24 protein-coding genes are annotated in these 24,608 nt (G+C 43.3%); 23 read left to right on the top strand and 1 reads right to left on the bottom strand.

The window, feature by feature from the left end:
* Positions 1 to 10: 10 nt before the first annotated feature.
* The 19 genes from atpA (at position 11) to spoIID (ending at position 19,681) form a co-directional block, all read left to right on the top strand.
* Positions 11 to 1,519 (top strand): F0F1 ATP synthase subunit alpha, encoded by a 1,509-nt coding sequence (gene atpA, locus V1500_RS23755; RefSeq protein WP_409303208.1) that lies wholly within the window; start codon positions 11 to 13, stop codon positions 1,517 to 1,519.
* A gap of 37 nt (positions 1,520 to 1,556) precedes the next feature.
* Positions 1,557 to 2,414 carry a F0F1 ATP synthase subunit gamma gene (locus V1500_RS23750; protein WP_409303206.1) on the top strand — a complete coding sequence of 286 codons (858 nt, stop codon included), beginning with the start codon at positions 1,557 to 1,559 and terminating at the stop codon, positions 2,412 to 2,414.
* A gap of 122 nt (positions 2,415 to 2,536) precedes the next feature.
* Positions 2,537 to 3,934, top strand: coding sequence for a F0F1 ATP synthase subunit beta (atpD, locus tag V1500_RS23745; protein ID WP_409303205.1), 1,398 nt, complete (start codon positions 2,537 to 2,539; stop codon positions 3,932 to 3,934).
* Between the two features lie 25 nt (positions 3,935 to 3,959).
* Complete coding sequence (locus V1500_RS23740; protein ID WP_409303203.1) at positions 3,960 to 4,364, top strand: F0F1 ATP synthase subunit epsilon; 405 nt, start codon at positions 3,960 to 3,962, stop codon at positions 4,362 to 4,364.
* Positions 4,365 to 4,930: 566 nt separating this feature from the next.
* Entirely contained in the window at positions 4,931 to 5,305 is a 375-nt protein-coding gene (locus tag V1500_RS23735) for an NADH-quinone oxidoreductase subunit A (protein ID WP_409303201.1), read from the top strand.
* On the top strand, positions 5,296 to 5,808 hold the full coding sequence (locus V1500_RS23730; RefSeq protein WP_409303199.1) for a NuoB/complex I 20 kDa subunit family protein: 513 nt from the start codon (positions 5,296 to 5,298) through the stop codon (positions 5,806 to 5,808). Before V1500_RS23735 ends, V1500_RS23730 begins: the two co-directional genes overlap by 10 nt.
* A gap of 2 nt (positions 5,809 to 5,810) precedes the next feature.
* Entirely contained in the window at positions 5,811 to 6,995 is a 1,185-nt protein-coding gene (locus tag V1500_RS23725; protein ID WP_409303198.1) for an NADH-quinone oxidoreductase subunit C, read from the top strand.
* Positions 6,996 to 6,998: 3 nt separating this feature from the next.
* Positions 6,999 to 8,099 (top strand): NADH-quinone oxidoreductase subunit D, encoded by a 1,101-nt coding sequence (locus V1500_RS23720; protein ID WP_409303196.1) that lies wholly within the window; start codon positions 6,999 to 7,001, stop codon positions 8,097 to 8,099.
* Positions 8,099 to 9,106 (top strand): NADH-quinone oxidoreductase subunit NuoH, encoded by a 1,008-nt coding sequence (gene nuoH / locus V1500_RS23715; RefSeq protein WP_409306099.1) that lies wholly within the window; start codon positions 8,099 to 8,101, stop codon positions 9,104 to 9,106. The genes V1500_RS23720 and nuoH overlap by 1 nt, the downstream gene beginning before the upstream one ends.
* Positions 9,107 to 9,149: 43 nt before the next feature.
* On the top strand, positions 9,150 to 9,569 hold the full coding sequence (nuoI, locus tag V1500_RS23710) for an NADH-quinone oxidoreductase subunit NuoI (RefSeq protein WP_409303194.1): 420 nt from the start codon (positions 9,150 to 9,152) through the stop codon (positions 9,567 to 9,569).
* Positions 9,566 to 10,087: an NADH-quinone oxidoreductase subunit J gene (locus V1500_RS23705; RefSeq protein WP_409303192.1), complete on the top strand. Its 522-nt coding sequence runs from the start codon at positions 9,566 to 9,568 to the stop codon at positions 10,085 to 10,087. Before nuoI ends, V1500_RS23705 begins: the two co-directional genes overlap by 4 nt.
* The gene (gene nuoK, locus V1500_RS23700; protein WP_409303190.1) at positions 10,084 to 10,398 is read left to right on the top strand and encodes an NADH-quinone oxidoreductase subunit NuoK; all 315 of its coding nucleotides are present in this window, start codon (positions 10,084 to 10,086) and stop codon (positions 10,396 to 10,398) included. Before V1500_RS23705 ends, nuoK begins: the two co-directional genes overlap by 4 nt.
* 277 nt (positions 10,399 to 10,675) lie before the next feature.
* Positions 10,676 to 12,550, top strand: a complete 1,875-nt coding sequence (gene nuoL, locus V1500_RS23695) for an NADH-quinone oxidoreductase subunit L (protein ID WP_409303188.1) — start codon at positions 10,676 to 10,678, stop codon at positions 12,548 to 12,550.
* On the top strand, positions 12,547 to 14,067 hold the full coding sequence (locus V1500_RS23690) for an NADH-quinone oxidoreductase subunit M (RefSeq protein ID WP_409303186.1): 1,521 nt from the start codon (positions 12,547 to 12,549) through the stop codon (positions 14,065 to 14,067). The genes nuoL and V1500_RS23690 overlap by 4 nt, the downstream gene beginning before the upstream one ends.
* A gap of 6 nt (positions 14,068 to 14,073) precedes the next feature.
* Positions 14,074 to 15,597 (top strand): NADH-quinone oxidoreductase subunit NuoN, encoded by a 1,524-nt coding sequence (nuoN, locus tag V1500_RS23685; protein ID WP_409303184.1) that lies wholly within the window; start codon positions 14,074 to 14,076, stop codon positions 15,595 to 15,597.
* 299 nt (positions 15,598 to 15,896) lie between these two features.
* Positions 15,897 to 16,139, top strand: a complete 243-nt coding sequence (locus tag V1500_RS23680) for a DUF1146 family protein (protein ID WP_409303182.1) — start codon at positions 15,897 to 15,899, stop codon at positions 16,137 to 16,139.
* A 172-nt stretch (positions 16,140 to 16,311) separates the two neighbouring features.
* Positions 16,312 to 17,064, top strand: coding sequence for a YwmB family TATA-box binding protein (locus V1500_RS23675; RefSeq protein ID WP_409303181.1), 753 nt, complete (start codon positions 16,312 to 16,314; stop codon positions 17,062 to 17,064).
* 32 nt (positions 17,065 to 17,096) lie between these two features.
* On the top strand, positions 17,097 to 18,398 hold the full coding sequence (gene murA, locus V1500_RS23670) for a UDP-N-acetylglucosamine 1-carboxyvinyltransferase (RefSeq protein ID WP_409303180.1): 1,302 nt from the start codon (positions 17,097 to 17,099) through the stop codon (positions 18,396 to 18,398).
* A gap of 251 nt (positions 18,399 to 18,649) precedes the next feature.
* On the top strand, positions 18,650 to 19,681 hold the full coding sequence (spoIID, locus tag V1500_RS23665) for a stage II sporulation protein D (protein WP_409303178.1): 1,032 nt from the start codon (positions 18,650 to 18,652) through the stop codon (positions 19,679 to 19,681).
* Between the two features lie 173 nt (positions 19,682 to 19,854).
* Here spoIID and V1500_RS23660 read toward each other — a convergent pair whose 3' ends face one another.
* Entirely contained in the window at positions 19,855 to 20,277 is a 423-nt protein-coding gene (locus tag V1500_RS23660) for a VanZ family protein (protein ID WP_409303177.1), read from the bottom strand.
* A gap of 200 nt (positions 20,278 to 20,477) precedes the next feature.
* Here V1500_RS23660 and V1500_RS23655 point away from each other — a divergent pair, with 200 nt between their 5' ends.
* The 4 genes from V1500_RS23655 to V1500_RS23640 all read left to right on the top strand — a co-directional run bounded on the left by V1500_RS23655 (position 20,478) and on the right by V1500_RS23640 (position 24,589).
* Positions 20,478 to 21,374, top strand: a complete 897-nt coding sequence (locus V1500_RS23655; RefSeq protein ID WP_409303175.1) for a peptidoglycan DD-metalloendopeptidase family protein — start codon at positions 20,478 to 20,480, stop codon at positions 21,372 to 21,374.
* Positions 21,375 to 21,965: 591 nt separating this feature from the next.
* Positions 21,966 to 22,238 (top strand): sporulation transcriptional regulator SpoIIID, encoded by a 273-nt coding sequence (gene spoIIID, locus V1500_RS23650; protein ID WP_409303174.1) that lies wholly within the window; start codon positions 21,966 to 21,968, stop codon positions 22,236 to 22,238.
* 275 nt (positions 22,239 to 22,513) lie between these two features.
* Positions 22,514 to 23,515 (top strand): rod shape-determining protein, encoded by a 1,002-nt coding sequence (locus V1500_RS23645; protein WP_409303172.1) that lies wholly within the window; start codon positions 22,514 to 22,516, stop codon positions 23,513 to 23,515.
* Positions 23,516 to 23,755: 240 nt separating this feature from the next.
* Complete coding sequence (locus tag V1500_RS23640) at positions 23,756 to 24,589, top strand: flagellar hook-basal body protein (RefSeq protein ID WP_409303170.1); 834 nt, start codon at positions 23,756 to 23,758, stop codon at positions 24,587 to 24,589.
* Positions 24,590 to 24,608: the final 19 nt, after the last annotated feature.

Below are 24,608 nucleotides of genomic sequence, written 5' to 3'. Positions count from 1 at the left end.
GGTGAAATTTATGAGCATCAAAGCTGAAGAAATCAGCGCACTGATTAAAAAGCAAATCGAAAATTATCAGTCAGAAATTAAAGTAAGCGATGTAGGTACAGTTATCGTAGTAGGGGACGGTATCGCACGTGTTCATGGTTTAGATACAGTCATGGCTGGAGAGCTCGTAGAATTCTCTAATGGTGTCATGGGTATGGCACAAAACCTTGAAGAAAACAACGTTGGTATTGTTATCTTAGGACCATACTCAGACATTCGTGAAGGCAGTGAGGTTCGCCGCACTGGACGTATCATGGAGGTTCCTGTAGGTGAGGAACTTATCGGACGTGTAGTTAATCCGCTTGGCCAGCCTGTTGATGGACTTGGACCAATCAATACTACAAAGACTCGTCCAATTGAAAGCCCAGCAACTGGAGTTATGGACCGTAAATCCGTTCATGAGCCATTGCAAACTGGTATTAAAGCGATCGATGCTCTTGTTCCAATCGGCCGCGGCCAGCGTGAGTTGATCATCGGTGACCGTCAGACTGGTAAGACATCTGTTGCAATTGATACTATCCTTAACCAGGCAGATCAAAACATGATTTGTATCTATGTTGCGATCGGACAGAAAGAATCTACAGTTCGTGGAACTGTTGAAACACTTCGTAAGCATGGTGCATTAGATTACACAATCGTTGTGACAGCTTCCGCTTCACAACCAGCTCCATTGTTATACCTTGCTCCATATGCAGGTGTAACTATGGGTGAAGAATTCATGTTTAACGGCAAGCATGTACTTGTCGTATATGATGACCTTTCTAAGCAAGCTTCTGCTTACCGTGAGCTTTCCTTGCTGTTACGCCGTCCTCCAGGCCGTGAAGCATTCCCAGGGGATGTATTCTACTTGCACTCACGTTTGTTAGAACGTGCAGCAAAATTGAATGACACACACGGTGCAGGTTCCATCACGGCACTTCCGTTCGTTGAAACGCAGGCAGGAGATATCTCGGCTTATATTCCAACAAACGTAATCTCTATCACTGATGGACAGATCTTCTTACAATCTGATTTATTCTTCTCAGGCGTACGCCCTGCGATCAACGCTGGTTTGTCTGTATCCCGCGTAGGTGGGTCTGCACAGATCAAGGCGATGAAGAAGGTTGCCGGTACACTTCGTCTGGACCTTGCTTCATTCCGTGAATTGGAAGCATTCGCCCAGTTTGGTTCAGACCTTGATAAGGCTACTCAAGCTAAGCTTGCACGTGGTGCACGTACTGTTGAAGTGCTTAAGCAGGATTTGAACAAGCCTCTTAAGGTAGAAAAGCAGGTTATGATCTTATACGCGTTGACACGCGGACATTTGGACAACATTCCGGTTGGGGATATTCGCCGCTTCGAAGATGAATTCCTTAGCTGGTTAGACCGTAACCACACACAACTATTAGACCACATCCGCACTTCAGGCGACCTGCCTAAGGACGATGGTATAGTTGCTGCGATTAACGAGTTTAAAAAGAGCTTCGTAATCTCTGAGTAATAGGTCTAATATTTGTTAAATAAGGTGGTGAAATTGAATGGCATCATTGCGCGATATAAAAAGCCGTATAAATTCTACTAAAAAGACGAGCCAGATTACTAAAGCGATGCAGATGGTATCCGCTTCTAAATGGAGCCGTGCGGAAGCAAATGCTAAATCATTCGTGCCGTACATGGAAAAAATCCAGGAAGTCGTTGGAAGCATTGCAAGCGGAAATACGGGTGCTTCACACGCGATGCTTGTATCCCGTCCAGTTCGAAAGACCGGTTATCTCGTAATAACCTCGGATCGTGGATTAGCTGGGGCTTATAACAGCAGTGTCTTGCGTGAAGTATTCCAAACCATTAAAAAGCGCCATCAATCAACGGATGAATACTCGATCATCGCCATCGGAAGAGTAGGCCGTGACTTCTTCACAGCCAGGAATATGAACGTGGCACTTGAAGTGGTTGGGCTTCCTGACCAGCCTTCGTTTACTGATATCAGTGAACTTGCACGTACAGCAGTCGGAATGTTCTCTGACGGGTCATTTGACGAGCTCTACATGTATTACAACCACTATGTCAGTGCCATTCAGCAGGACGTTACGGAGAAGAAACTTCTTCCTTTAACAGACATCCAGCCTTCCGGCAAAATGACATCATATGAATTTGAGCCATCCGCTGAGGAAATATTGGAAGTCCTTCTGCCGCAATACGCAGAAAGCTTGATTTATGGTGCTCTTTTAGATGGAAAAGCAAGTGAGCATGCTGCACGTATGACTGCTATGAAAAATGCAACGGATAATGCCTCTGAATTGATCGATAGCCTTTCATTGGTATATAACCGTGCACGTCAGGCAGCCATCACACAAGAAATCACCGAAATCGTCGGTGGGGCAGCAGCGTTAGAATAAAACGAAAAGCATAAGCGCTCGTCGCTGAAGCTAAACATATAACCTTTAACCGGAGGAGGCAGAAATCAAGCCTCCGTTCCGGATTTTTGATTGTGTTAAAAGTAATGTTAGGAGGGAACAGAATGAATAAAGGACGCGTTATTCAAGTTATGGGTCCGGTTGTTGACGTAAAATTCGAAAGCGGCCAGCTTCCAAGAATCCATAATGCGTTGAGAATAGAATTTTCAGAGTCTGGCAAAAGCCTAACTCTTGAAGTAGCCCTTCACCTTGGGGACGATTCAGTCCGTACAGTTGCGATGTCTTCTACTGACGGATTAACTCGTGGAGCAGTAGCTGTTGATACAGGCTCTCCAATCTCTGTACCGGTGGGTGAACCTACACTTGGACGTGTATTTAACGTACTGGGGGAAAATATCGACCTTGACTCTCCGTTAGGTGCCGATGTGCGCAGAGACCCTATTCATAGATCAGCTCCAACTTTTGAAAACCTTTCTACTGAAGTAGAAATCCTTGAAACAGGTATCAAAGTAGTAGACCTTCTTGCACCATATATTAAAGGTGGAAAGATCGGTCTATTCGGAGGCGCTGGCGTTGGTAAGACGGTATTAATCCAGGAGCTTATCAATAACATCGCTCAAGAGCACGGCGGTATTTCTGTATTCGCTGGTGTAGGTGAGCGTACTCGTGAAGGGAATGACCTTTTCCATGAGATGAGTGATTCTGGAGTTATCAAGAAAACAGCAATGGTATTCGGTCAAATGAATGAACCGCCTGGTGCTCGTATGCGTGTTGCTTTGACAGGTTTGACAATGGCTGAGTATTTCCGTGATGAGCAAGGACAGGACGTTTTGTTCTTCATCGACAACATCTTCCGTTTCACACAAGCAGGTTCTGAGGTTTCCGCCCTATTGGGACGTATGCCATCTGCGGTTGGTTACCAGCCTACGCTTGCTACAGAAATGGGACAATTACAAGAGCGTATTACATCTACAAACGTGGGTTCTGTAACATCTATCCAGGCTATCTACGTTCCTGCGGATGACTACACTGACCCGGCTCCGGCTACGACTTTCGCTCACTTGGATGCAACTACTAACCTTGAGCGTAAGCTTTCTGAGATGGGTATTTACCCGGCGGTTGACCCGCTTGCTTCAACATCACGCGCATTATCTCCTGAAATCGTTGGTGCAGAGCACTACGAAGTTGCACGCCAAGTTCAGCAGACATTGCAGCGCTATAAGGAACTTCAAGACATCATCGCCATCCTTGGTATGGATGAGTTGTCTGATGAAGATAAGCTTGTTGTAGCTCGTGCTCGCCGTATTCAATTCTTCTTATCTCAAAACTTCCACGTAGCTGAGCAGTTTACTGGACAGAAGGGTTCTTATGTACCGGTAAAAGAAACTGTTAAAGGCTTCAAGGAAATACTTGAAGGAAAATACGATGATCTTCCGGAAGATGCATTCCGTCTCGTAGGAAGAATTGAAGAAGTAGTTGAAAAAGCCAAGCAAATGGCTTGATAAGGGACCAAAGGAGGGTATTTAAATGAAGACCGTTAAAGTCAGTGTTGTTACTCCCGATGGCCCAGTATATGATGCTGAAGTCGAAATGGTAAGCACTAAGGCACAAAGCGGGGAACTGGGTATTTTACCCGGTCACATCCCTATGGTTGCTCCGCTGAAAATCGGTGCCGTTCGCTTAAAGAAAGACGGAGGTACTGAATATTTGGCAGTGAATGGCGGTTTTCTTGAAGTGCGCCCTGATGTCGTAACTATTTTGGCTCAATCTGCTGAAAGAGCGGAATCCATCGACGTAGCGCGTGCTCAGGCTGCTAAGGCTCGTGCTGAAAAACGCTTGCAGGATAGACAAGACAATGTTGATGCAAGAAGAGCAGAACTAGCATTGCAGCGTGCAGTGAACCGTTTATCTGTTGCTGAAGGCAGGATTTAATAGAAAGCACTATCTCTTAAGGGAGATGGTGCTTTTTTGTATGTTTTGGGAATTAACCTCGACAATAAAAAAGTCTTTCTCTCATTGGTAAAAGAATTATTATCTCACAATAAACGTGGACCTTTTTGTGAACTTCCTGAATTATCAATAACATAATAAAAGCTAATGCGCTAAATAATCCCTTTTCCAACATGCATTCCATTACGATCAGAAGGATTTACCAATCTATTATCATCACAGCTTTTATGTCTTTTTAGGTATCAGTCAGCATATGATAGCAGCGTAGATCTGTTTTCGAAACAAGATTCGAAACAAAAAAGAGAAATTTTTTCACAAAATTAAAAAGGTAATTAAAGGGTGTTTATCAAACTAATAAGATATATAGAAATAAGTGTTTTCGGAATGGAGAGATGGAATATTTCGAAACTGGCTTAGCCAGTATAAGCCTGCGATGTAAGAATGTATACGCTTACAAAAAGGAAAATACAGGCAAGTTTCACAACCCATACATAGCCTTCCGAAATGTACAACCTTTTTACTTGTAAATTAGGAATGGGGGATAGGAAATGGAAGCCTTGCATATTTATCAGAATAACTATCTTATCGTTTTTGTATTTTTATTTCTCGGTGTCTTATTGCCAATCGTAGCAATATTCCTAGGTAAGCTGCTCAGGCCGTATAAACCCATTGATGAGAAATATACAACGTATGAGAGCGGAATTGAGCCCTTTCACGATTCACGGGTACAATTCAATGTCAGATATTATATGTTTGGCCTTATGTTCGTGATCTTTGATATAGAAACAGTGTTTTTATATCCATGGGCAGTAGCCTATGACAAACTCGGTATCTTTGCTTTGATTGAAATGCTTATCTTCGTTTTTATGTTGGTTATCGGATTGGCATACGCATGGAAGAAGAAGGTGTTGAAATGGATTTAAAGCTGGATGGAATTTCCTCTCAAGAAATGGAAGAAATGCGCAGAAGTGTTTTTCTGACAACGCTCGAGCAGGTAAAGGCGTGGGCCAGAAGCAATTCTTTATGGCCGATGACTTTTGGACTTGCTTGTTGTGCGATAGAAATGATGGGTGTTGGTTCATCCCATTATGATCTCGATCGGTTTGGTTCTTTCTTCCGTACTTCACCAAGGCAATCGGATGTAATGATCGTCTCTGGTACGGTTACAAAGAAAATGGCCCCGATATTACGAAGACTCTATGATCAAATGCCTGAACCTAAATGGGTCATTGCCATGGGTTCATGTGCCACAGCAGGAGGACCCTATATCCGCTCATACTCCGTAGTGAAGGGCGTAGACCAAATCGTGCCGGTAGATGTTTATATACCGGGCTGCCCACCGAACCCTGCTGCACTAATATACGGAATAAATAAGCTAAAAGAGAAAATCCGGTATGAAGCTAAAACCGGGAAGAAGGTGATTTAGCTGTGAGCGATGGCAAGAGCCTAGAAGAACAAAAGCGCGAAGCGGCCGCCGCAGCAAAGGCAGCAGCACTGGCGAAACGACAGGCAAAAGCCCAGGCACAGACTCCGGAGGCAGAAGTGTCCGTAGGGGAAGAAGATCTGGCAAAGAGAAAGGCAGAAGCGGTAGCAGCAGCAAAGGCCGCAGCACTGGCAAAACGGCAGGCAAAAACCCAGGCACCGCCTCCGGAAGCTGAAGTGTCCGGAGGGGAAGAAGACCTGGCAAAGAGAAAGGCAGAAGCGGTAGCAGCAGCAAAGGCAGCAGCACTGGCAAAACGGCAGGCAAAAACCCAGGCGCAGACTCCGGAGGCAGAAGTGTCTGTAGGGGAAGAAGATCTGGCAAAGAGAAAGGCAGAAGCGGTGGCAGCAGCAAAGGCAGCAGCACTGGCGAAGCGACAGGCAAAAACCCAGGCACAGACTCCGGAGGCAGAAGTGTCCGTAGGGGAAGAAGACTTGGCAAAGAGAAAGGCAGAGGCGGTAGCAGCAGCAAAAGCGGCCGCGCTGGCAAAACGGCACGCTAAAGTCACAGAGAATGCATCGCAAGAAGGTGACCTTGCGGATCAAAAGGAAAAAGCAATTGCCGCAGCAAAGGCGAAAGCAGCTGCGGCGGCAAGAGCCAAATCCGGCCAAACGAAGGCTGCCGACCAGGATACCCGCACAGAAACAGTTCCATCACCGAATCAACATCTTCTAAACAAATACATTAGCGTCATCGAAAACCATTTGGGAAATGAAGTTTTGCTTGATGCGTACATTAATAAACTATCTAAAGATATTCCAACCTTGATTGCGAAGCCACATACATATAAAAAAGTAGCGGAGTTCTTAAAGTATAATGAACAATTAGGATTTGAATATTTGTCCGAAATACATGGCAGTGATTTTGAAACCCATATGGAAATCTACGTTAACCTCTATTCTCTTAGGAATAAGCAGCCTGTCGCGCTAAAGGTCAAGCTGGACCGGACAAACCCTGAAGTCGATTCGCTCGTGCCGCTATGGAAGGGTGCTGAATGGCCAGAATGTGAGGCGTATGATTTATTAGGAATAGTGTTTTTAGGGCATCCGAACTTGAAAAGAATCCTCCTTGGAGAAGAGTGGGTGGGGCATCCGCTACGGAAAGATTATGAACCTTACGACGTGGAGGTGTAGCAAGTGATACGGACGGAAGAAATGCTGCTCAATGTAGGACCGCAGCATCCAAGTACACATGGTGTATTCCGACTCGTCATCAAGATTGATGGAGAGATTATCAAGGAAGCAACACCTGTTATCGGCTACCTGCACAGAGGCACTGAAAAACTTGCAGAAGATTTGCAGTATACACAGATCATTCCGTATACAGACCGGATGGATTACCTTGCTGCGATGACAAACAATTATGTCATCTGTCATGCTGTCGAGACAATGATGGGCATAGAAATCCCGGAACGGGCAGAATACTTGCGTGTCCTTACCATGGAACTTGGAAGGGTTGCAAGCCATTTAGTGTGGTGGGGTACATATCTGCTGGATATTGGGGCAACAAGCCCATTTTTGTATGCTTTTCGGGAACGGGAAATGATTATTAATCTTTTAAATGAGCTATCGGGTGCAAGATTAACCTTTAATTATATGCGTGTAGGCGGCGTAAAGTGGGATGCGCCTGAGGGATGGATAGAAAAGGTCCGCGAATTCGTTCCATATATGAGGCAACAGTTGAAGGGCTATCATGAATTGGTAACAGGAAATGAAATATTTGTTAATCGAGTAAAAGGTGTTGGCAGGTACACAAAGGAAGAAGCAATTAATTATTCTTTAAGCGGAGCAAATCTTAGGTGTGCAGGTGTAAAATGGGACCTTCGGAAAAATGAACCCTATTCGATTTACGACAGGTTCAATTTTGACATCCCTGTACGTCAGGGAGGCGATGCCTGGGCCAGATACCTATGCCGTATGGACGAAATTGAGGAATCTTTGAAAATTATAGAACAGGCTGTTGAACAATTTCCGGCGGATGGACCAGTAATAGCTAAGGTTCCGAAAATTATTAAAGTACCGAAGGGAGAGGCTTTCGTGCGGATAGAATCTCCACGCGGTGAAATAGGATGCTATATTGCAAGTGACGGAAAAAAGGAACCGTACCGCCTGAAATTTAGAAGGCCGTCTTTCTATAATCTTCAAATTCTCCCTAAACTGCTGAAGGGAGAAAATATGGCGAATCTCATTGCTATCCTGGGTGCAATTGATATTGTGCTGGGGGAGGTGGATGGATGATGGTTGAAAATCTGCTGCAATCCTCACCGGGCCTATTGAATTTTGCTATTTTCTTCTTTCTGGCACTAATTTTGCTGTTCGTTGTCCTGGGATTTGTCACCTATGGGATTCTTTCTGAACGAAAAATAATGGGCTTTATGCAAATGAGGGTAGGACCAAACCAGGTTGGAGGCAAGTGGGGTCTCCTGCAGACGGTAGCTGATGTCTTGAAGCTTTTAATTAAAGAGGATACGATCCCGAAGCTGGCAGATAAGCCGCTGTTTGTTATTGCTCCAATAATCGCATTTGCTCCATCTTTTATGGTATTGGCAACCATTCCGTTTACAGAACGATATCAGTTTGCCGACATTGGGGTAGGTTTATTGTATTATATTGCTATATCAGGAATTTCGACGGTAGGTATCGTAGCAGCTGGCTGGGCGTCCAATAATAAATATTCCCTCCTTGGGGGAATGAGGGCCGCAGCCCAGATGATTTCATATGAAATACCGCTTGTGATGTCTGTGGTTGGCATTATACTGCTGACAGGCAGCCTGAACTTGAACGATATTGTTGCTGCACAGGAACACTTGTGGTTTATCGTATTGCAGCCAGTTGCATTTGTAATATTTTTGATTGCTTCGGTTGCAGAGCTAAATCGGGTACCTTTTGACCTGCCTGAGGCAGAATCTGAGCTGGTAGCAGGTTACCATGTCGAATATTCAGGTTTTCGCTGGGCATTCTTTATGCTTTCTGAATATGTTTATATGTTTGCGATGGCGTCACTGACAACCATATTATTTTTGGGAGGCTGGCATCCTTTGCCGTTCCTTGGATTTATACCGGGAGCCGTCTGGTTCGCGTTAAAATTCAGTGCTGTCATTTACCTGCTGATATGGGTGCGCGTGACCTTTCCGCGCCTGCGGGCTGACCAGCTCATGGAACTGGGGTGGAAGGTCCTGCTGCCAGCTGCATTGGCAAATATCTTACTTACAGCAATTTTAAAGGAAATCTTTAACGCTCTCTAAAAAGTAAACGACGGAAAACGAAAGTAAAACAAGGGGTGAAAATATGCGCGGTTTATTCAAGGGTTTGGGCTATACGATGAAAAATCTAACCCGAAAAAAAGTAACATATGGTTACCCGCACGAACCGCTGCCTTTACCGGACCGATTTCGGGGGATTCAAAAATTTTATCCTGAAAAATGCATCGTATGTAACCAATGTGCCAATATTTGTCCGACAGACTGCATCCAATTAACCGGCAAAAAGCATCCGGATCCGACTAAGAAAGGAAAAATTATCGATACTTATGATATCAATTTCGAAATTTGCATACTTTGTGACCTGTGTACGGAAGTATGCCCAACTGAAGCAATCGTGATGACAAATAACTTCGAACTAGCTGAGTATAGCCGCGATCAGCTGTTTAAGAACCTGGAATGGCTTGATGAAAATGATACAAACATCCGGAAGGTGAACAAGGTATGAACCTTTCAGGTGAATTTTTAGCTTTTATATCTCTGTCACTGGTTGCGATAACAGGCGGATTGCTTTTATTGAACCTGACAAGAGTTATTCATATGCTGGTTGCGCTCGTCTTTTCATTCATCAGCATTGCAGGTATTTACGTCATGTTATCGGCAGAATTTGTGGCAGCAGTCCAAGTACTGATTTACTCGGGAGCAGTAACAATCATCATGCTGTTTGGTATTATGCTTACCAAGCACAATGACCACCAGGAAAAGAAGATAAACACCTGGAGACGTATTGCTTTATTAGCAGGGATAGCAGGCTTTGCAGCGGCAGTATATTTAGGCATTTACAAGCTGGATATCCCGGTACAGCAATCTGCTCTTCATGAATCTAATACTGAAAAGATTGGTATGGCACTTTACTCGAAGCATATCATTCCGTTTGAAATTACTTCGGTCATTTTATTGGTTGCACTTGTCGGAGCAATCTTACTGGCGAAGAATGATGATAAAGAGGAGGGGGGACGCTCATGACAACGGTTCCTCTCTCGGGATATCTTGTTCTTGCACTGATATTGTTCTGTATCGGCTTATATGGTGCCCTGACAAAAACAAATATTGTAATCGTTCTGATATCAATTGAGTTAATGCTAAATGCAGTCAACATCAACCTTGTTGCCTTTAGCAAGTTTGGAGTAACTCCCTCTATTACAGGCCAGATCTTTTCACTATTTACGATTACTGTTGCGGCGGCAGAGGCCGCAGTCGGACTTGCAATCTTAATGGGACTATACCGGAACCATAAAACAGTCAATATCGATGAAATGGATTCAATGAAACATTAAATATAATAAATATATGAGACTGTAAAAATTGAAAAGTGCGTCTGGGGTCCAAGTCTCTAAATCATCCGAGTTTTGCTGGCATCAGGGGTGAGGTCGGTCAGTGTTGCCAGGTCCACAGGATGCGGGTCGTCAATGTTGCCAGGCTCACAGGATGTGGGTCGTCAGCGTTGCCACATGACGTGGCGTTCTTAACTGACCTTCCACTTGCGGCAGGGTTTAGTTGAGATTCATATTTAAAATGGCGCTTGCGCTTTTCTAGTAGGGGAGATTTGATACGATGATGGAGAATGCATGGCTAATACCGCTATTCCCGCTTATCTCATTCCTGATACTTCTTGTATTCGGCAAACGATTAAATGAAACAGGCAGTTCACTTCTGGGAATGCTGTTTGCGTTTGCATCCTTAATCTTTTCAGTGCTGGTTTTAATTGAGCGGTTTGATCATCCGACCTATAAGTCTGAAACCAACTGGCTAAATATAGGGGATGTACATCTGACAGCGGGTATAGAAATAAATCAATTAAATGCCTTAATGTTAGTGATCGTTTCTTTAGTTAGCTTTCTGGTACATGTTTATTCCAAAGGTTATATGTCGGGCGATGAAAGGGTTCCGGTATTTTACTCATATCTTGGGCTTTTTACTTTTGCGATGCTAGGCCTGGTGATGTCCCCTAATCTATTGCAGCTATATGTATTCTGGGAGCTTGTAGGATTAGGGTCATTCTTGTTGATCGGCTTTTATTTCTATAAAAGTGAAGCGAGAGACGCAGCCAAAAAGGCATTTATCATGACAAGAATCGGGGATGTCGGGCTTTTAATCGGTATGATCCTATTATTCTGGCAGGTTGGCAGTTTCGAATATGATGAAATATTTTCGGCTGCTGCCTCCGGGAGCATCTCAGAAGGAATGATTACTTTAACCGCATTGCTCATATTTATAGGGGCAATGGGAAAATCGGGGCAATTTCCGCTTCATAGCTGGCTCCCGGATGCTATGGAAGGCCCGACCCCCGTTTCTGCTTTAATTCACGCAGCGACGATGGTAGCTGCCGGGGTATATCTGGTTGCGGCCATGTTTCCGCTGTATCTGGCAAGTGAAACGGCATTAACGGTAGTGGCGGCTACAGGGGCGTTTACCGCCATTTTTGCGGCAAGCATCGGTCTGGTCCAAAAGGATATTAAAAGGGTGCTTGCATATTCGACCGTCAGCCAGCTGGGTTATATGATGCTTGCCCTTGGGTCGGCTGGATATGTGGCAGGAGTGTTTCATTTAATGACTCACGCCTTTTTTAAAGCGCTGCTTTTCCTGGCAGCCGGGAGTGTCATTCATGCAGTACATACTCAAAACATAGAAGAAATGGGTGGCCTATGGCACAAGCTGAAGATAACCGGTCCCTTATTTCTTATTGGTACGCTTGCCATTTCAGGTGTGCCGCTGTTTTCCGGCTTTTTCAGTAAGGATGAAATTCTGATTGCTGCGTGGGAACATGGCCATCACTTGCTGTTTTGGACGGCGTTGCTAGCGGCGTTTTTTACGGCCTTTTATATGTTCCGCCTGTTCTTTATGGTATTCTCAGGAACGGAAAGGGTCGGCCGTAAGCATAATATACACGAGTCTCCTTCTGTTATGACCTTGCCTATGCTGGTGCTGGGGATCCTAGCGGTGGTCAGCGGCTATGTCAATACTCCTTGGCTCGGAACGTTTTTAGGGGATTGGCTTACAGAAGGCGATCAGTACCTCTCCCAGAGCCATTCGGAGGGCCCGTTATGGATAATGTTTGCAGCGACTCTGGTTTCGCTATCTGGCATCCTGCTGGCTTATCTGATATATGCCAAAAAATCTATCAGCCGGGATTGGCTTGGCGGCGAAGACTCTATGATATTTACAGTTTTGTACAATAAGTATTTTATAGATGAGACCTATCAATTTACGATTGGCTCTGTGACAAAATGGATCAGCCTTTTCCTTTCATATGTGGATAGATTCCTGGTCGAAGGGCTGATGAACGCAGTGACACAAACGGTCCAGACTGCAGGCAGGATTGGTTCGAGGATCCAGAATGGACAGGTACAGGTATATGGAGTTGTCGCCTTTTTTGGATTGGCCGTTCTTATGGTGATTTTTGCCTGGACAGGGGGATATTTTAGATGAGTACATTTTTGCTTACATTTCTGGTTTTCTCTCCCCTGTTGGGTATCTTGCTCATTGCCGCGATATCGAAGGAAGATGAAAAGAATCTTAAAAGGCTCGGCATTCTTGGAACTATTCCATCACTGATCAGCTCTTTGTATTTATATAATTACTATTCGGAAACAAACGACCTCTCCAGGTTTGCTGTTAAGATAGACTGGATTACCTTTGCAAACTTAAGGCAATTTGACCCGAATCTTTTTGCAGTGGATTACGAGCTTGCTATAGACGGTTTTTCCCTAATCATGGTAATTCTTACAGCCGTCTTATCAACACTGGCTGCAATTGCTTCGATACAAATCAAGAAGGAATGGAAAGGCTATTTCATTCTGCTCCTACTGTTGGAAATAGGAATGCTTGGTGTTTTTACCGCACAAAACCTTGTCCTGTTCTTTATTTTCTTTGAAATCACCTTGATTCCAATGTTCTTCTTAATTGGAAAGTGGGGCTATCTGGAGAAGGAGAGGGCGGCTTATAACTTCCTGCTTTACAATGGTGTTGGGTCAGCGATATTACTGGTTGTGATCATGATCCTGTTTGCAAGGATAGGTACAACAAACATCGAAGCATTACGGCATATTATGACTGTTGGGGGAGTTTCCCTGATTGCCCCGATATCAGAAACTATGAAATATGGATTATTGTTAGCAATCTTGGCTGCCTTTGGCATCAAGCTACCTATATTTCCGCTTCATACATGGATGCTGCGCGTCCACGTTCAAGCTCCTCCGCCAGTTGTCATGCTTCATGCGGGAGTATTGTTAAAAATAGGAGCATTTGGCCTCATTCGTTTCGGCATGGGAATCTTTCCGGAACAATTTAAAACAATTGCCGTCTTTGTGGCTGTCCTGGGAGTAATCAATCTCCTTTATGGAGCATTCTTGGCTCTGATTCAAAATGAATTCAAACTGGTTATGGCGTATTCCTCCATTTCACATATGGGGATTGTGCTAATCGGGATTGGTTCATTGAACGAGGCGGGAATACAGGGTGCCATCTTTCAAGTAGTGTCACATGGATTAATTGCTGCACTTTTGTTCTTTTTAATTGGAGTCATGCATGGCCGATTAAAGACTTCCTTCATACCGGAAATAAGTGGACTCGCAAAATCGATGCCCATTTTATCAGGATTTTTGCTGGCAGGAGCAATGGCATCTTTGGGGCTGCCTGGCATGTCCGGTTTTGTAAGTGAATTCATGGCATTTATGGGTTTATTCAAGGAACAGCCTGTGCTGGCTGCAATCGGGGCGATTGGCATTATCTTGACAGCTTTATACTTGCTTAGAGCGGTGCTGAGTATGACTTTTGGAAAGACAGAAAGTACAGCTGGAGGAGCTTCTCATGATATTAATGGAATAGAATATGCTCCGGTGCTTGTACTGCTGTCCTTGATTATCATTATCGGAGTTTATCCAAACATATTGAGTACCCCGTTAAAAGGGTCAATAGAAGCCATCATGTTAGGGATAGGGGGGTAGTCAACAATGGATATGAAAACAATGCTTTCTATAGAATGGGGAGCGATGGCTCCTGAGTTGATCATCCTCGGAGTCGCCACCCTCCTTAGCATTATGGATATATTTATGCCGAAAACCATAAACAGAAGGTCTCTGGCATGGATGGCACTGACAGGGATACTGCTCTCCTTCATTAGCCTGATTGGACTTTTAGACAATGGCTTTGTGAGTATATTGGGAGACACCTTCCGTCTGGATTCCTTTGCCATTGCTTTTAAGCTGATTCTCTTGGCGGGGGCAGCCCTGGTCATAATGCTTGCTCATAGCTATGAGCCAAAAGAAGGCTTTAACGAATATCGTGGAGAGTTTTATTATTTATTCCTTGCGGCTCTTCTGGGATCCATGATCATGGCCTCCAGCGGTGATTTAATCACCTTGTTCACCGGGCTTGAATTGTTGTCCATCTCCTCCTACATTTTAGCGGGTATGAGGAAAAAGAATGTCCGGTCCAATGAATCGGCGATGAAATATGTGATTAATGGTGGTATTTCAACGGCTTTTACATTATTTGGGATGAGTTATCTCTATGGGATTACAGGCAGTACAAGTTTACAGGAAATATCCAATGCAATGTCCGGTCCAGTTCAAGCAGATTTTCGATACCTTTTTACCCTGGCCTTCTTAATGATTGTTGTGGGATTGAGCTTTAAAATTGCAACCGCCCCATTCCATATGTGGGCACCGGATGTTTACCAGGGAGCTCCCACTCCTGTCACTGCTTTTTTGAGCACTGTGTCGAAGACGGCAGGATTTATAATCCTGCTTCGAATACTGTTATCGGTGTATTACAGGGCACCGGGAGATGCAGAAGGCATATACTTATTCTTTGAAAAAAATGGAGTCTACCTGTCATTTCTTGCAGGAATAACGATGATTATAGGCAATGTGATCGCACTAAGGCAAAGGAACATAAAGCGATTGTTTGCCTATTCCAGCATTGCCCATGCAGGATACCTGCTCGTAGCGGTGGCTGTACTGGATGTAAACAATTTTCTATTTGATGCGATATGGTTCTATTTATTTGCGTATGTACTGATGAATATAGGAGCATTTGCGGTAATCCAGCTTGTTTCGGATCGTGCCAATTCGGGGGACATTGCTGAATTTGCCGGCTTGTACAAGCGGTCACCATTTCTTGCTATAGCACTTGCTGTCTTCCTTTTATCCCTCGCTGGAATCCCGGGGACGGCCGGTTTTATAGGAAAGCTTAACATCTTCCTGGGAGCATTATCACAAGTACAAGGACATTATGTTTTGGCCTCTATTATGATAGGTACTACGGTTGTGTCCTATTATTATTATTTTGGAATCATGACCCAGATGTTCTTTAGACCGTCGTATTCAACTGAGGATTTTAAGGTGCCTGCGGGAATAGCCGCGGTTCTGGGAATAGCAGGTATTGGAACGGTTATGCTAGGGGTCGCGCCTAATTTGGCATTGGACTTTCTCCATAATCAATTCGGGAATTTTTCTGACATTCTAAAGAATTAGCCTTTGGTAGATTTTTGTAACAGTAGGCTTAATTCTCCAATCTAATGTCCTGCTGGAAATAGAGGCACACTCCAGCGCGGATAGGCATCAGCCATGATTCTATTTGTTTCATAGACATGCAGGGTTTCATAGTTATATGAAACAGAGTCAAAAACCACGTAAAGAAGAAGGGATATATATACCCTTCTTTTTTTCTGAAAAAAGTGAATAAAAAAAATTTAATCTTCTTCCTTTTTTATTCCAATTTTATTTTTCAGTTGTGTTACAATAGTTTAATGAGCATTGAAGGAGGTTTATTCATGTATTCAGCGATTGGACAACAAGCGATGACGGGAATCTTTTCACACTTGTTTTTCATTGCGGTTACCTGGTGGGCACTTCAGTCTTTGAACTTTGAAAAACTTCTCAGATCAAATTCAGTAGTGAAAGCAAGAATCCTTTATATATTGCTAACCGTAGCCATTGGGTCGGCTGTCAGCGGCTTCTTCCTGGATTATATATCCTGGTCACGGCAACTTCCTTTCATGTTTAATCAGGAGTAATCGATTACTGGTCTCTCTATAGTTATGTATGTGAAATATGTAACTAGTGGCTCCGTGCTGTTCTCTATGGAATTCTAGAGAAAACAACTAGAAAGTTGTCAGTAACTGACGAGAAAATAAAAGTATGGTTTCCTCCCTTCTAGCCGACAATGGTAGCAAGGGAGGGATGGATATGATCGTTCTTTATAGAAAATTATTACCATACATATTATTTCTTGGTTTCATAATATGGGTGTTTGGGAATAGTACGATTGTGGCAAAAAGCAAGTACGATATCGTTACGATAGCTGAAACTATTCAACAAGAGCAAAAGTTAAACATAGAGGAATGGTCTGTCATCGCAAGGGAAAACAGCACCACTGTAAGGAACTTGCATGATTTTCAACAAGAAGCAAAAAAACTGCAGCACGAATTTCACGAGTTTGACTGGAAACTGGATAGTGGCGCTGATCAAGCTATGAAGGTGTCCGGAGTGTTAAAAAATGCTGATACCGGTTTAACAGAATCTATTAAATTGGTAGCTTCACGTCAAAATAATGTCCCTAATTCCTATATTATTTATGAGATTAAAGGGCATAATTGGGACAATGGGGGCAAGGCTTTTTTTAACAATGTTTTCGAAAGCAGGATAAATGACATATTTCGGGGAAAACCTTCAATTTTCTCTTGTGTTAAGGGTGTTTTCAGTGATAATATTGATACGGTTTTAACCTCTGAAACTGAAAGGTTGCTAGATTTGTTTCATGCAGACGAAGTAGAAAGCGTTAAGGAAAAGAATTTTGTTTCTGTCTCGTCGCATACCGATTTATTTAAACGCACATTGTCTATGGAAAAGTTAAATTTGCAGGTTGCTTTAAGAACAGAAGGATTGGGCGGGAAGACTACCTTTGTAGTTGGCACACCAATCATCACGTTTGAATATTAATATAGAGAAATTGGACGCGGAGGGGAATACTCTTGGAAAAAATCATCGTCCGCGGCGGAAGAAGGCTAAGCGGAACAGTAAAAGTCGAAGGTGCAAAGAACGCCGTTTTGCCGGTACTCGCTGCAACATTATTAGCAAGTGATGGAAAAAGTATCATCAAAGACGTGCCAACGCTCTCCGATGTATATACAATCAATGAAGTTATACGCAATCTTAATGCAGAGGTTGTCTTTCAAAATAACACAGTAACTGTAGATGCATCAAAAGAGCTTTTTGATGAAGCGCCGTTTGAATATGTCCGAAAAATGCGTGCTTCAGTATTGGTAATGGGCTCCCTATTGGCAAGAAACGGCCGGGCCCGCGTAGCTTTGCCAGGCGGATGTGCAATTGGCTCTCGTCCGATTGACCAGCATTTAAAAGGTTTTGAAGCTATGGGAGCAAAAGTAAAGGTTGGTAATGGATTTATTGAAGCAAGCGTTGATGGAAGGCTTAAGGGCGCTAAAGTATACCTTGACTTCCCAAGTGTAGGCGCAACGGAAAACATTATGATGGCAGCCTCTCTTGCAGAAGGTACAACCATCCTTGAAAATGTTGCGAAAGAACCTGAGATTGTCGATCTTGCAAACTTCCTCAATAAAATGGGTGCTAAGATTAAAGGTGCTGGAACAGGCACTTTAAAAATTGAGGGTGTCGATAAATTATATGGTGTTGAGCACTATATTATCCCTGATCGCATCGAAGCGGGTACATTTATGACTGCTGCAGCAATTACAGGAGGAAATGTTCTTGTTAGGGGTGCAGTGCCGGAGCATTTGTCTTCATTAATTGCAAAAATGCAGGAAATGGGCGTTACAATCACTGAAGAAGAAGATGGTCTTCGTGTTATCGGACCGGAGAAGTTGAAGGCTGTTGATATCAAGACTATGCCTCATCCTGGATTCCCTACAGACATGCAATCTCAGATGATGGCATTGCTATTGCGTGCCCAGGGCACTAGCATGATTACAGAGACAGTTTTTGAAAATCGTTTTATGCATGTGGAAGAATTCCGCCGCATGAACGCTGATATTAAAATCGAAGGCCGCTCTGTTATTATGAATGGCCCGTCCAATCTTCAAGGCGCCGAAGTAGCAGCTACTGACTTGCGTGCCGCCGCGGCTTTGATCCTGACTGGTTTAGTCGCTGATGGAATCACTCGCGTTACTGAATTAAAACATTTGGACCGCGGCTATGTAAATTTCCACGGAAAACTGGCTGAGCTTGGTGCAGATGTGGAACGTGTAAATGACGAAACAGTTACTGCCACGGAAACAATTGCAGCTGAAAATGCATAATATAAAATGACGAAAGCTCCTGAATCATTCAGGAGCTTTTTTTATAGCTACAGGCCTGTCATGAACTTCAGTTGTGAAAGTAACAGAAAGAGCAGAGCCTCTGTGGCAATGTAGAGCGATGAAGATGGCCACAACCTCTTTCTTGGTTTAGAGTGATGCCAAGGGCCAGACCCTAATAATGCCGTCATATTTGCTTGTCCACCTCCATACATTTTAAGGAGTGAAAAAATGTACAGGGAGGCAACAGGAGATTGAAGGCAATAAAACCGATGTTAGCAGTATTCGTTGTAACAGTCTTCGTAATTATCATGATTCCAGCAGTGCTTGTGCTTCCATTCTCATTGGATACAACCCCTGGAAAATTAGTGGAAAGGCTGGAGGTGCAAGTGAACAAGAAAAAGAAAGCCAGCCCTGCCTATTCATCTTCGGTGGATGTGGCTGTCTACCGGAGTGAACAAAAAACAGTCGAGGAGCTCCCCATTGAAAAGTATATTGTAGGCGTAGTAGCTGCTGAAATGCCTGCGGAATTTGAGATGGAGGCTTTAAAGGCACAAGCTTTAACAGCGCGTACGTATATAGTGAGCCAGCTTGTGCAGAAAGGCAAGAAGGGATTGCCTGAGGGAGCGGATGTTACGGATACAATCGCTCACCAGGTATACAGAAGCGACGAGCAATTAAAGAAAGATTGGGGCAGCGCCTATGACAAAAAAATAAAAAAGGTAACAGAAGCGGTTAACGAAACAGCTGGACAGATTCTTACGTATAAAGGGAATCCGATTACGGCGACCTTTTTTTCTACGAGCAATGGATATACCGAAGACTCTGAGGATTATTGGGGAAATGCCTACCCGTACTTAAAGAGTGTAGCAAGTCCATGGGATAAGATCTCACCCAAATTTTACGGCAAGACGGCCATACCTGTACAAGAGTTCGAACGGAAGCTTGGCGTAATGATTGGCCAGACAGAAACGATTGGAACGATTATTAAACGCACTTCCGGAAAAAGAGTAGGAGTCATTGAAATCGGCGGAAAGCAGCTAACGGGGAAACAGATTAGGGAGCTTCTGGGATTAAGGTCATCCGATTTTGGCTGGGAGCGTAAAGGCAACGAGATTGTAGTTACAACGAAAGGCTACGGACATGGTGTTGGAATGAGCCAATACGGTGCAAATGGAATGGCATTGGAGGGGAAAAATTATAAAGACATCGTTAAGCACTACTATAAAGGGGTTGCCATTCAATCCTCCAATCCATTTTTAAATACCATGACCGCAAAAAAATGATAACAAAAAGAGATGGGAGCATGTGGTCCATCTCTTTTTGTTTGTATGTGTTTTACTGAGTCCCATAACACCGAAAAAGCTTGGTTTTAGATTATGTTAAAATCTCTATATCGCTTGGCGCTATACAAGAGGAATCTAATGCAAAGAAGCTGTAATGCTTCTGCCTTGGAAGCCTACTTGTTAGTTACTCTTTCTATAATCGTAAGAAAACCCCGGTTTCGTTTGAAATAATGGTATCTGACATGAAAATAGGCAGCAGTTACCCCGATTATATCTTTCAATACATCTATCAAACTGGAGCTGCGGGAGGGTACAAATGATTGATGGATTTCATCGGTAATCCCGTATAAACAAGCTGCAAGGGCTGCATATAAGCTAAATGATCGCGTCAGCTTTCCATGAGCTGCCAAAGCGGCAGCGAATAGCATATAAAGAATGGCGAATTCTATGAGATGTAATGACTCTTTTAGGATGTTGTCCACTTTATCGTCCTTCAATTCTACCACGGCAGAATCAGGATGACTGGAAAGCGTCCAGATTAAGATCATATAAAGAATCGGCAGCATCGTTAAACTAGCTTTAAGTATTTTCTTCATTCAATGACTTCCTTATTATGTGATATAGGCCATTTTAACAGAATATAAGGAAAAGCGGAATGAAAAGGGGGCTTTAATGCTTTTATAAAATAAATTTGCATAGCCAAATGTGGAAAAGCACATAATAAATCCAAAAAAATTTCACGCAAAATGTATATAAACCCAGCAATCTGTTCAGAATGATTGCTGAGGTGATAATTATGAGAGAGGAAGAAAAGAAACAAACTTCTCAAAAATCTACTTTCCGGCGCATACTCAAGAAGCGTTGGGCACTGCCAGCCATTTATATTGCCAGCGCAGCCATTGTCCTTTCAGTCGCTATCTTTGTTCAAAATGGATTTGATTCATCTACTGAAAAAGGCAAGGAAACTGCTAAAACCACCGAACAGGGCAAGCAGCCGGCAGTTGAGGTAAACAGTAAGCTGGAGAATATTATGTATCCTTTAACGGATGCAGAATCAGCGGTCATCAAGAAAGAATTCTATGATGTCAAAGGTTCGAAAGAAGAAAGAGAAGCAGCACTTGTATCCTACAACAATATCTATCAACCGAACAAAGGAATCGACATCGCAACGAAGGATGGCAAGACGTTTGATGTAGTAGCATCATTGAGTGGGATTGTAACACAAGTTAAAGACGACTCTCTTCTTGGCAATGAAATTCAGGTAGAACATGACAATGGAGTTGTTACTCACTATCAATCTGTCACAGATGTAAAAGTAGCAGTTGGAGACGAAGTGAAACAGGGCCAAGTTCTTGCAAAAGCTGGAAAAAGTCTGCTGAATCAAGATGCAGGCACTCATGTACACTTTGAAATCCGGAAAGACGATGTTGCTGTGAACCCTATCGATGTATTGGACAAACAGCTATCTTCAATTGACACAGCCAAAGAGAAAAAAGCTTCCGTTCAGGATGAAACTCAAACAACACCACAAGATGAAGAAGGTATAGACAATACAACACCATCCAGTGAAAATGGCACTCAAGAAAATGTAGACGATACTACAGAACACAGCACTGACAAAACGGATACTGACAATAAACAGGAAGACACTAGCAGCAAAGAGGAATCAACAGATTCCCACGTCGAGCAATAAGATAATCATAAGCGAAGCATGTATATGTCCCGTAAACAACGCAACTGAAAATTTGGTTCAGAAACCCGTCTAGCCACGGGTTTTTTATTTTTACTTTTTACAACAAATGAGTCAACTGTAAATGAAATTCCGTTTCCTTCGGTCGGTTTTACTCGAGGGATGCTCGGGCAATATTGGGTTAAAAAGACCCGGACGCGAACCTGAAATCATACATGACGAAAGGATTCTTTTGATTGAACTGTATGATAGTGCCGGAGCAAACTTATATCAGGTTTCTCGACAAATTTCTCGGGAAATAAACAAGGGAATTAAGAATACTTGAAAAACACTGCAACGTTACAGCCTGTATATTTACAGGAAAATCATACGAAAGTTGTCCTGTTTCAGTAAATTGTGCATATATCCTCAACCAAGCTAATAAACTGTTACAAACCATAACTAAAGAGAGTGTTTGAGGTGAGTAATCGTTTAATAAAATTCATATATAGTTGCAGATATATTCATGCGTTATGTCCGGGGTAGCTGTTAATTCCCAACAGGAGCGAATCTCATTTCACACTTCTCACATCCAATTTGGGGAGGGCGAGTGGTGTGCACGATTACATCAAAGAAAGAACTATCAAGATAGGAAAGTATATCGTGGAAACAAGAAAAACGGTTCGCGTAATCGCGAAGGAGTTTGGTGTCTCCAAAAGTACTGTCCACAAAGATTTAACAGAAAGATTACCGGAAATAAATCCTGAGCTGGCAAACGAAGTAAAAGATATTTTGGATTACCATAAATCAATCCGCCATCTTAGGGGCGGAGAGGCAACAAAAATGAAATACAAGCGTTCAGAGAAAGAAGAGGAAATATTAAAGTAGTATAATGCAGGACATTGGAGAAATTGAGGATCCGGATTGCGACGATGAACTGGCGAGGAGGAAATCCCTTAAGCCTAAGTTTATCGCAGTGATCCGGTTTTTGCGTCTTGTGATTTATTTTTCTTATGAATTCAATTTGTATGTTCGACAGTATTATCCAATTAGTTACTTTAATTTGTAATTGCATCTTACTTCCACTATGGTAATTATGGTAAAATAAACAATTAGGACAGAAGTCGTAGTAATGAGTGGATATTCAAGGAGGAAATAAAAGAATGTTTGCGAGAGATATTGGAATCGACCTTGGGACAGCCAATGTTTTGATACATGTTAAAGGCAAAGGAATTGTGTTAAACGAACCGTCTGTGGTCGCTATTGATAAAAATACAAACCGGGTGCTCGCCGTCGGTGAGGAAGCAAGGAAGATGGTTGGGCGTACACCTGGAAACATAGTCGCAATCCGCCCGTTAAAGGATGGGGTCATTGCTGATTTTGATGTAACAGAATCGATGCTTAAGTACTTTATAAACAAGCTGAATGTGAAGGGCTTTTTATCCAAGCCCCGCATTTTAATATGCTGTCCGACAAACATCACCAGTGTAGAGCAAAAAGCCATTAGAGAGGCGGCTGAAAAGAGCGGCGGCAAAAAGATCTACCTGGAGGAGGAGCCAAAGGTTGCTGCAATCGGTGCTGGAATGGATATTTTCCAGCCGAGCGGAAACATGGTTGTGGACATTGGCGGAGGGACAACAGATATAGCAGTCCTGTCTATGGGTGATATTGTTACTTCGGCTTCCATTAAAATGGCCGGTGATAAGTTTGACAATGAAATACTGAATTATATAAAGCGCAAGTATAAGCTGTTAATTGGGGAACGGACTGCGGAGGATATTAAAATCAAAGTAGGTACCGTTTTTCCCGACTCCCGTAAGGAAGAAATCGAAATCCGCGGCCGCGACATGGTATCAGGACTTCCGCGCACTATTTCGGTAAATTCAGAAGAAATAGAAGAATCACTTCGTGAATCCGCAGCTGTTATTGTACATGCCGCGAAAAATGTTCTTGAGCGCACTCCTCCAGAGCTATCTGCCGATATTATCGACCGGGGAGTCATTCTAACGGGCGGAGGAGCATTGCTCCACGGCTTCGATACTCTGCTTTCAGAGGAATTAAAGGTACCGGTTCTTGTTGCTGAAAATCCAATGGATTGCGTAGCTATTGGAACAGGAATCATGCTGGATAATATGGATAAACTTCAGCGCCGCCGGTTTGCGTGATACGCGGATAATAAGATTTTAACATGATAAGCAAGAAGGGATGGTCTATGCGGCGAATTCATCAGGAAATGGATTCGCCCCATACTGATATACCCCATTTAAAGGGAATTAACACCATTCCTTTGTTTTTAACGCAAAAAAATATTTTTCGCCTTTAATCCACCTGTCCCCGGCCGATAAAACATATAGAAGACGACTACATGGAAAGAGGACGGCTCTTTCCATTCACGAGGTGACAATATGCTAAGAGGGTTTTACACGGCAGCCTCCGGAATGTATGCACAGCAAAGACGCACTGAAATGCTGACTAATAATATGTCGAATGCTAACACCCCCGGCTATAAAGCGGACCAGTCAAGCATGAGGGCATTTCCGGAAATGCTGATACGGCGCATGGGGGAAACCACCGTTCCAACCGAAAAAGGATTGAACCTCCCGGTAAATGCTGCGATAGGCAGTTTGAATACCGGGGTATATATGCAGGAAGCGGCTCCGAATTTCCTGCAGGGCAGCCTTCAGCAAACCCAGAGGAAAACGGATATAGCCCTTTTGGATACCAACATGCCCGTAGCTGCAGATGGAAACAAAGGTACTGTATTTTTTACCGTCCTTAATGGTGCCGGTGAGACGCGATATACCCGAAATGGCAACTTCACCATTGATCAGCAGGGGTATTTGACAACTCCAGACGGCTATTATGTACTTGATGACAATTCCAATCGAATTCAGCTTCAGAGCGAAAATTTCAATGTGAATGAAGAAGGATATATATCGGAAAATGGGATCCAGATAGCAAGGCTCGGAGCCGCTTTTGCAGCTAATCCTTATACACTGGTAAAAGAGGGAGATGGCCTTCTTAGACAAACCGGCCAGCCGCTTGAAAGTGCCTTTAACAATCCTGCTGCGGGCTTTCAGTTTCAGCAGGGTGCTATTGAAGCTTCCAATGTGGACATTTCTAAGACCATGACCGATATGACGGCTGCCTATCGCTCCTTTGAGGCAAACCAAAAAATCCTTCAGGCCTATGACCGCAGCATGGAAAAGGCAGTAAATGAAGTTGGCAAACTTGGATAAATCAAAATTCATATAAATA

This window comes from Peribacillus sedimenti (genome assembly GCF_046237635.1).
In the GTDB taxonomy this organism is placed as follows: Bacteria; Bacillota; Bacilli; order Bacillales; family DSM-1321; genus Peribacillus; species Peribacillus sedimenti.
The sequence above is the reverse complement of the archived record's forward strand: the minus strand, read 5'-3'. Positions and strand labels throughout refer to the sequence as shown.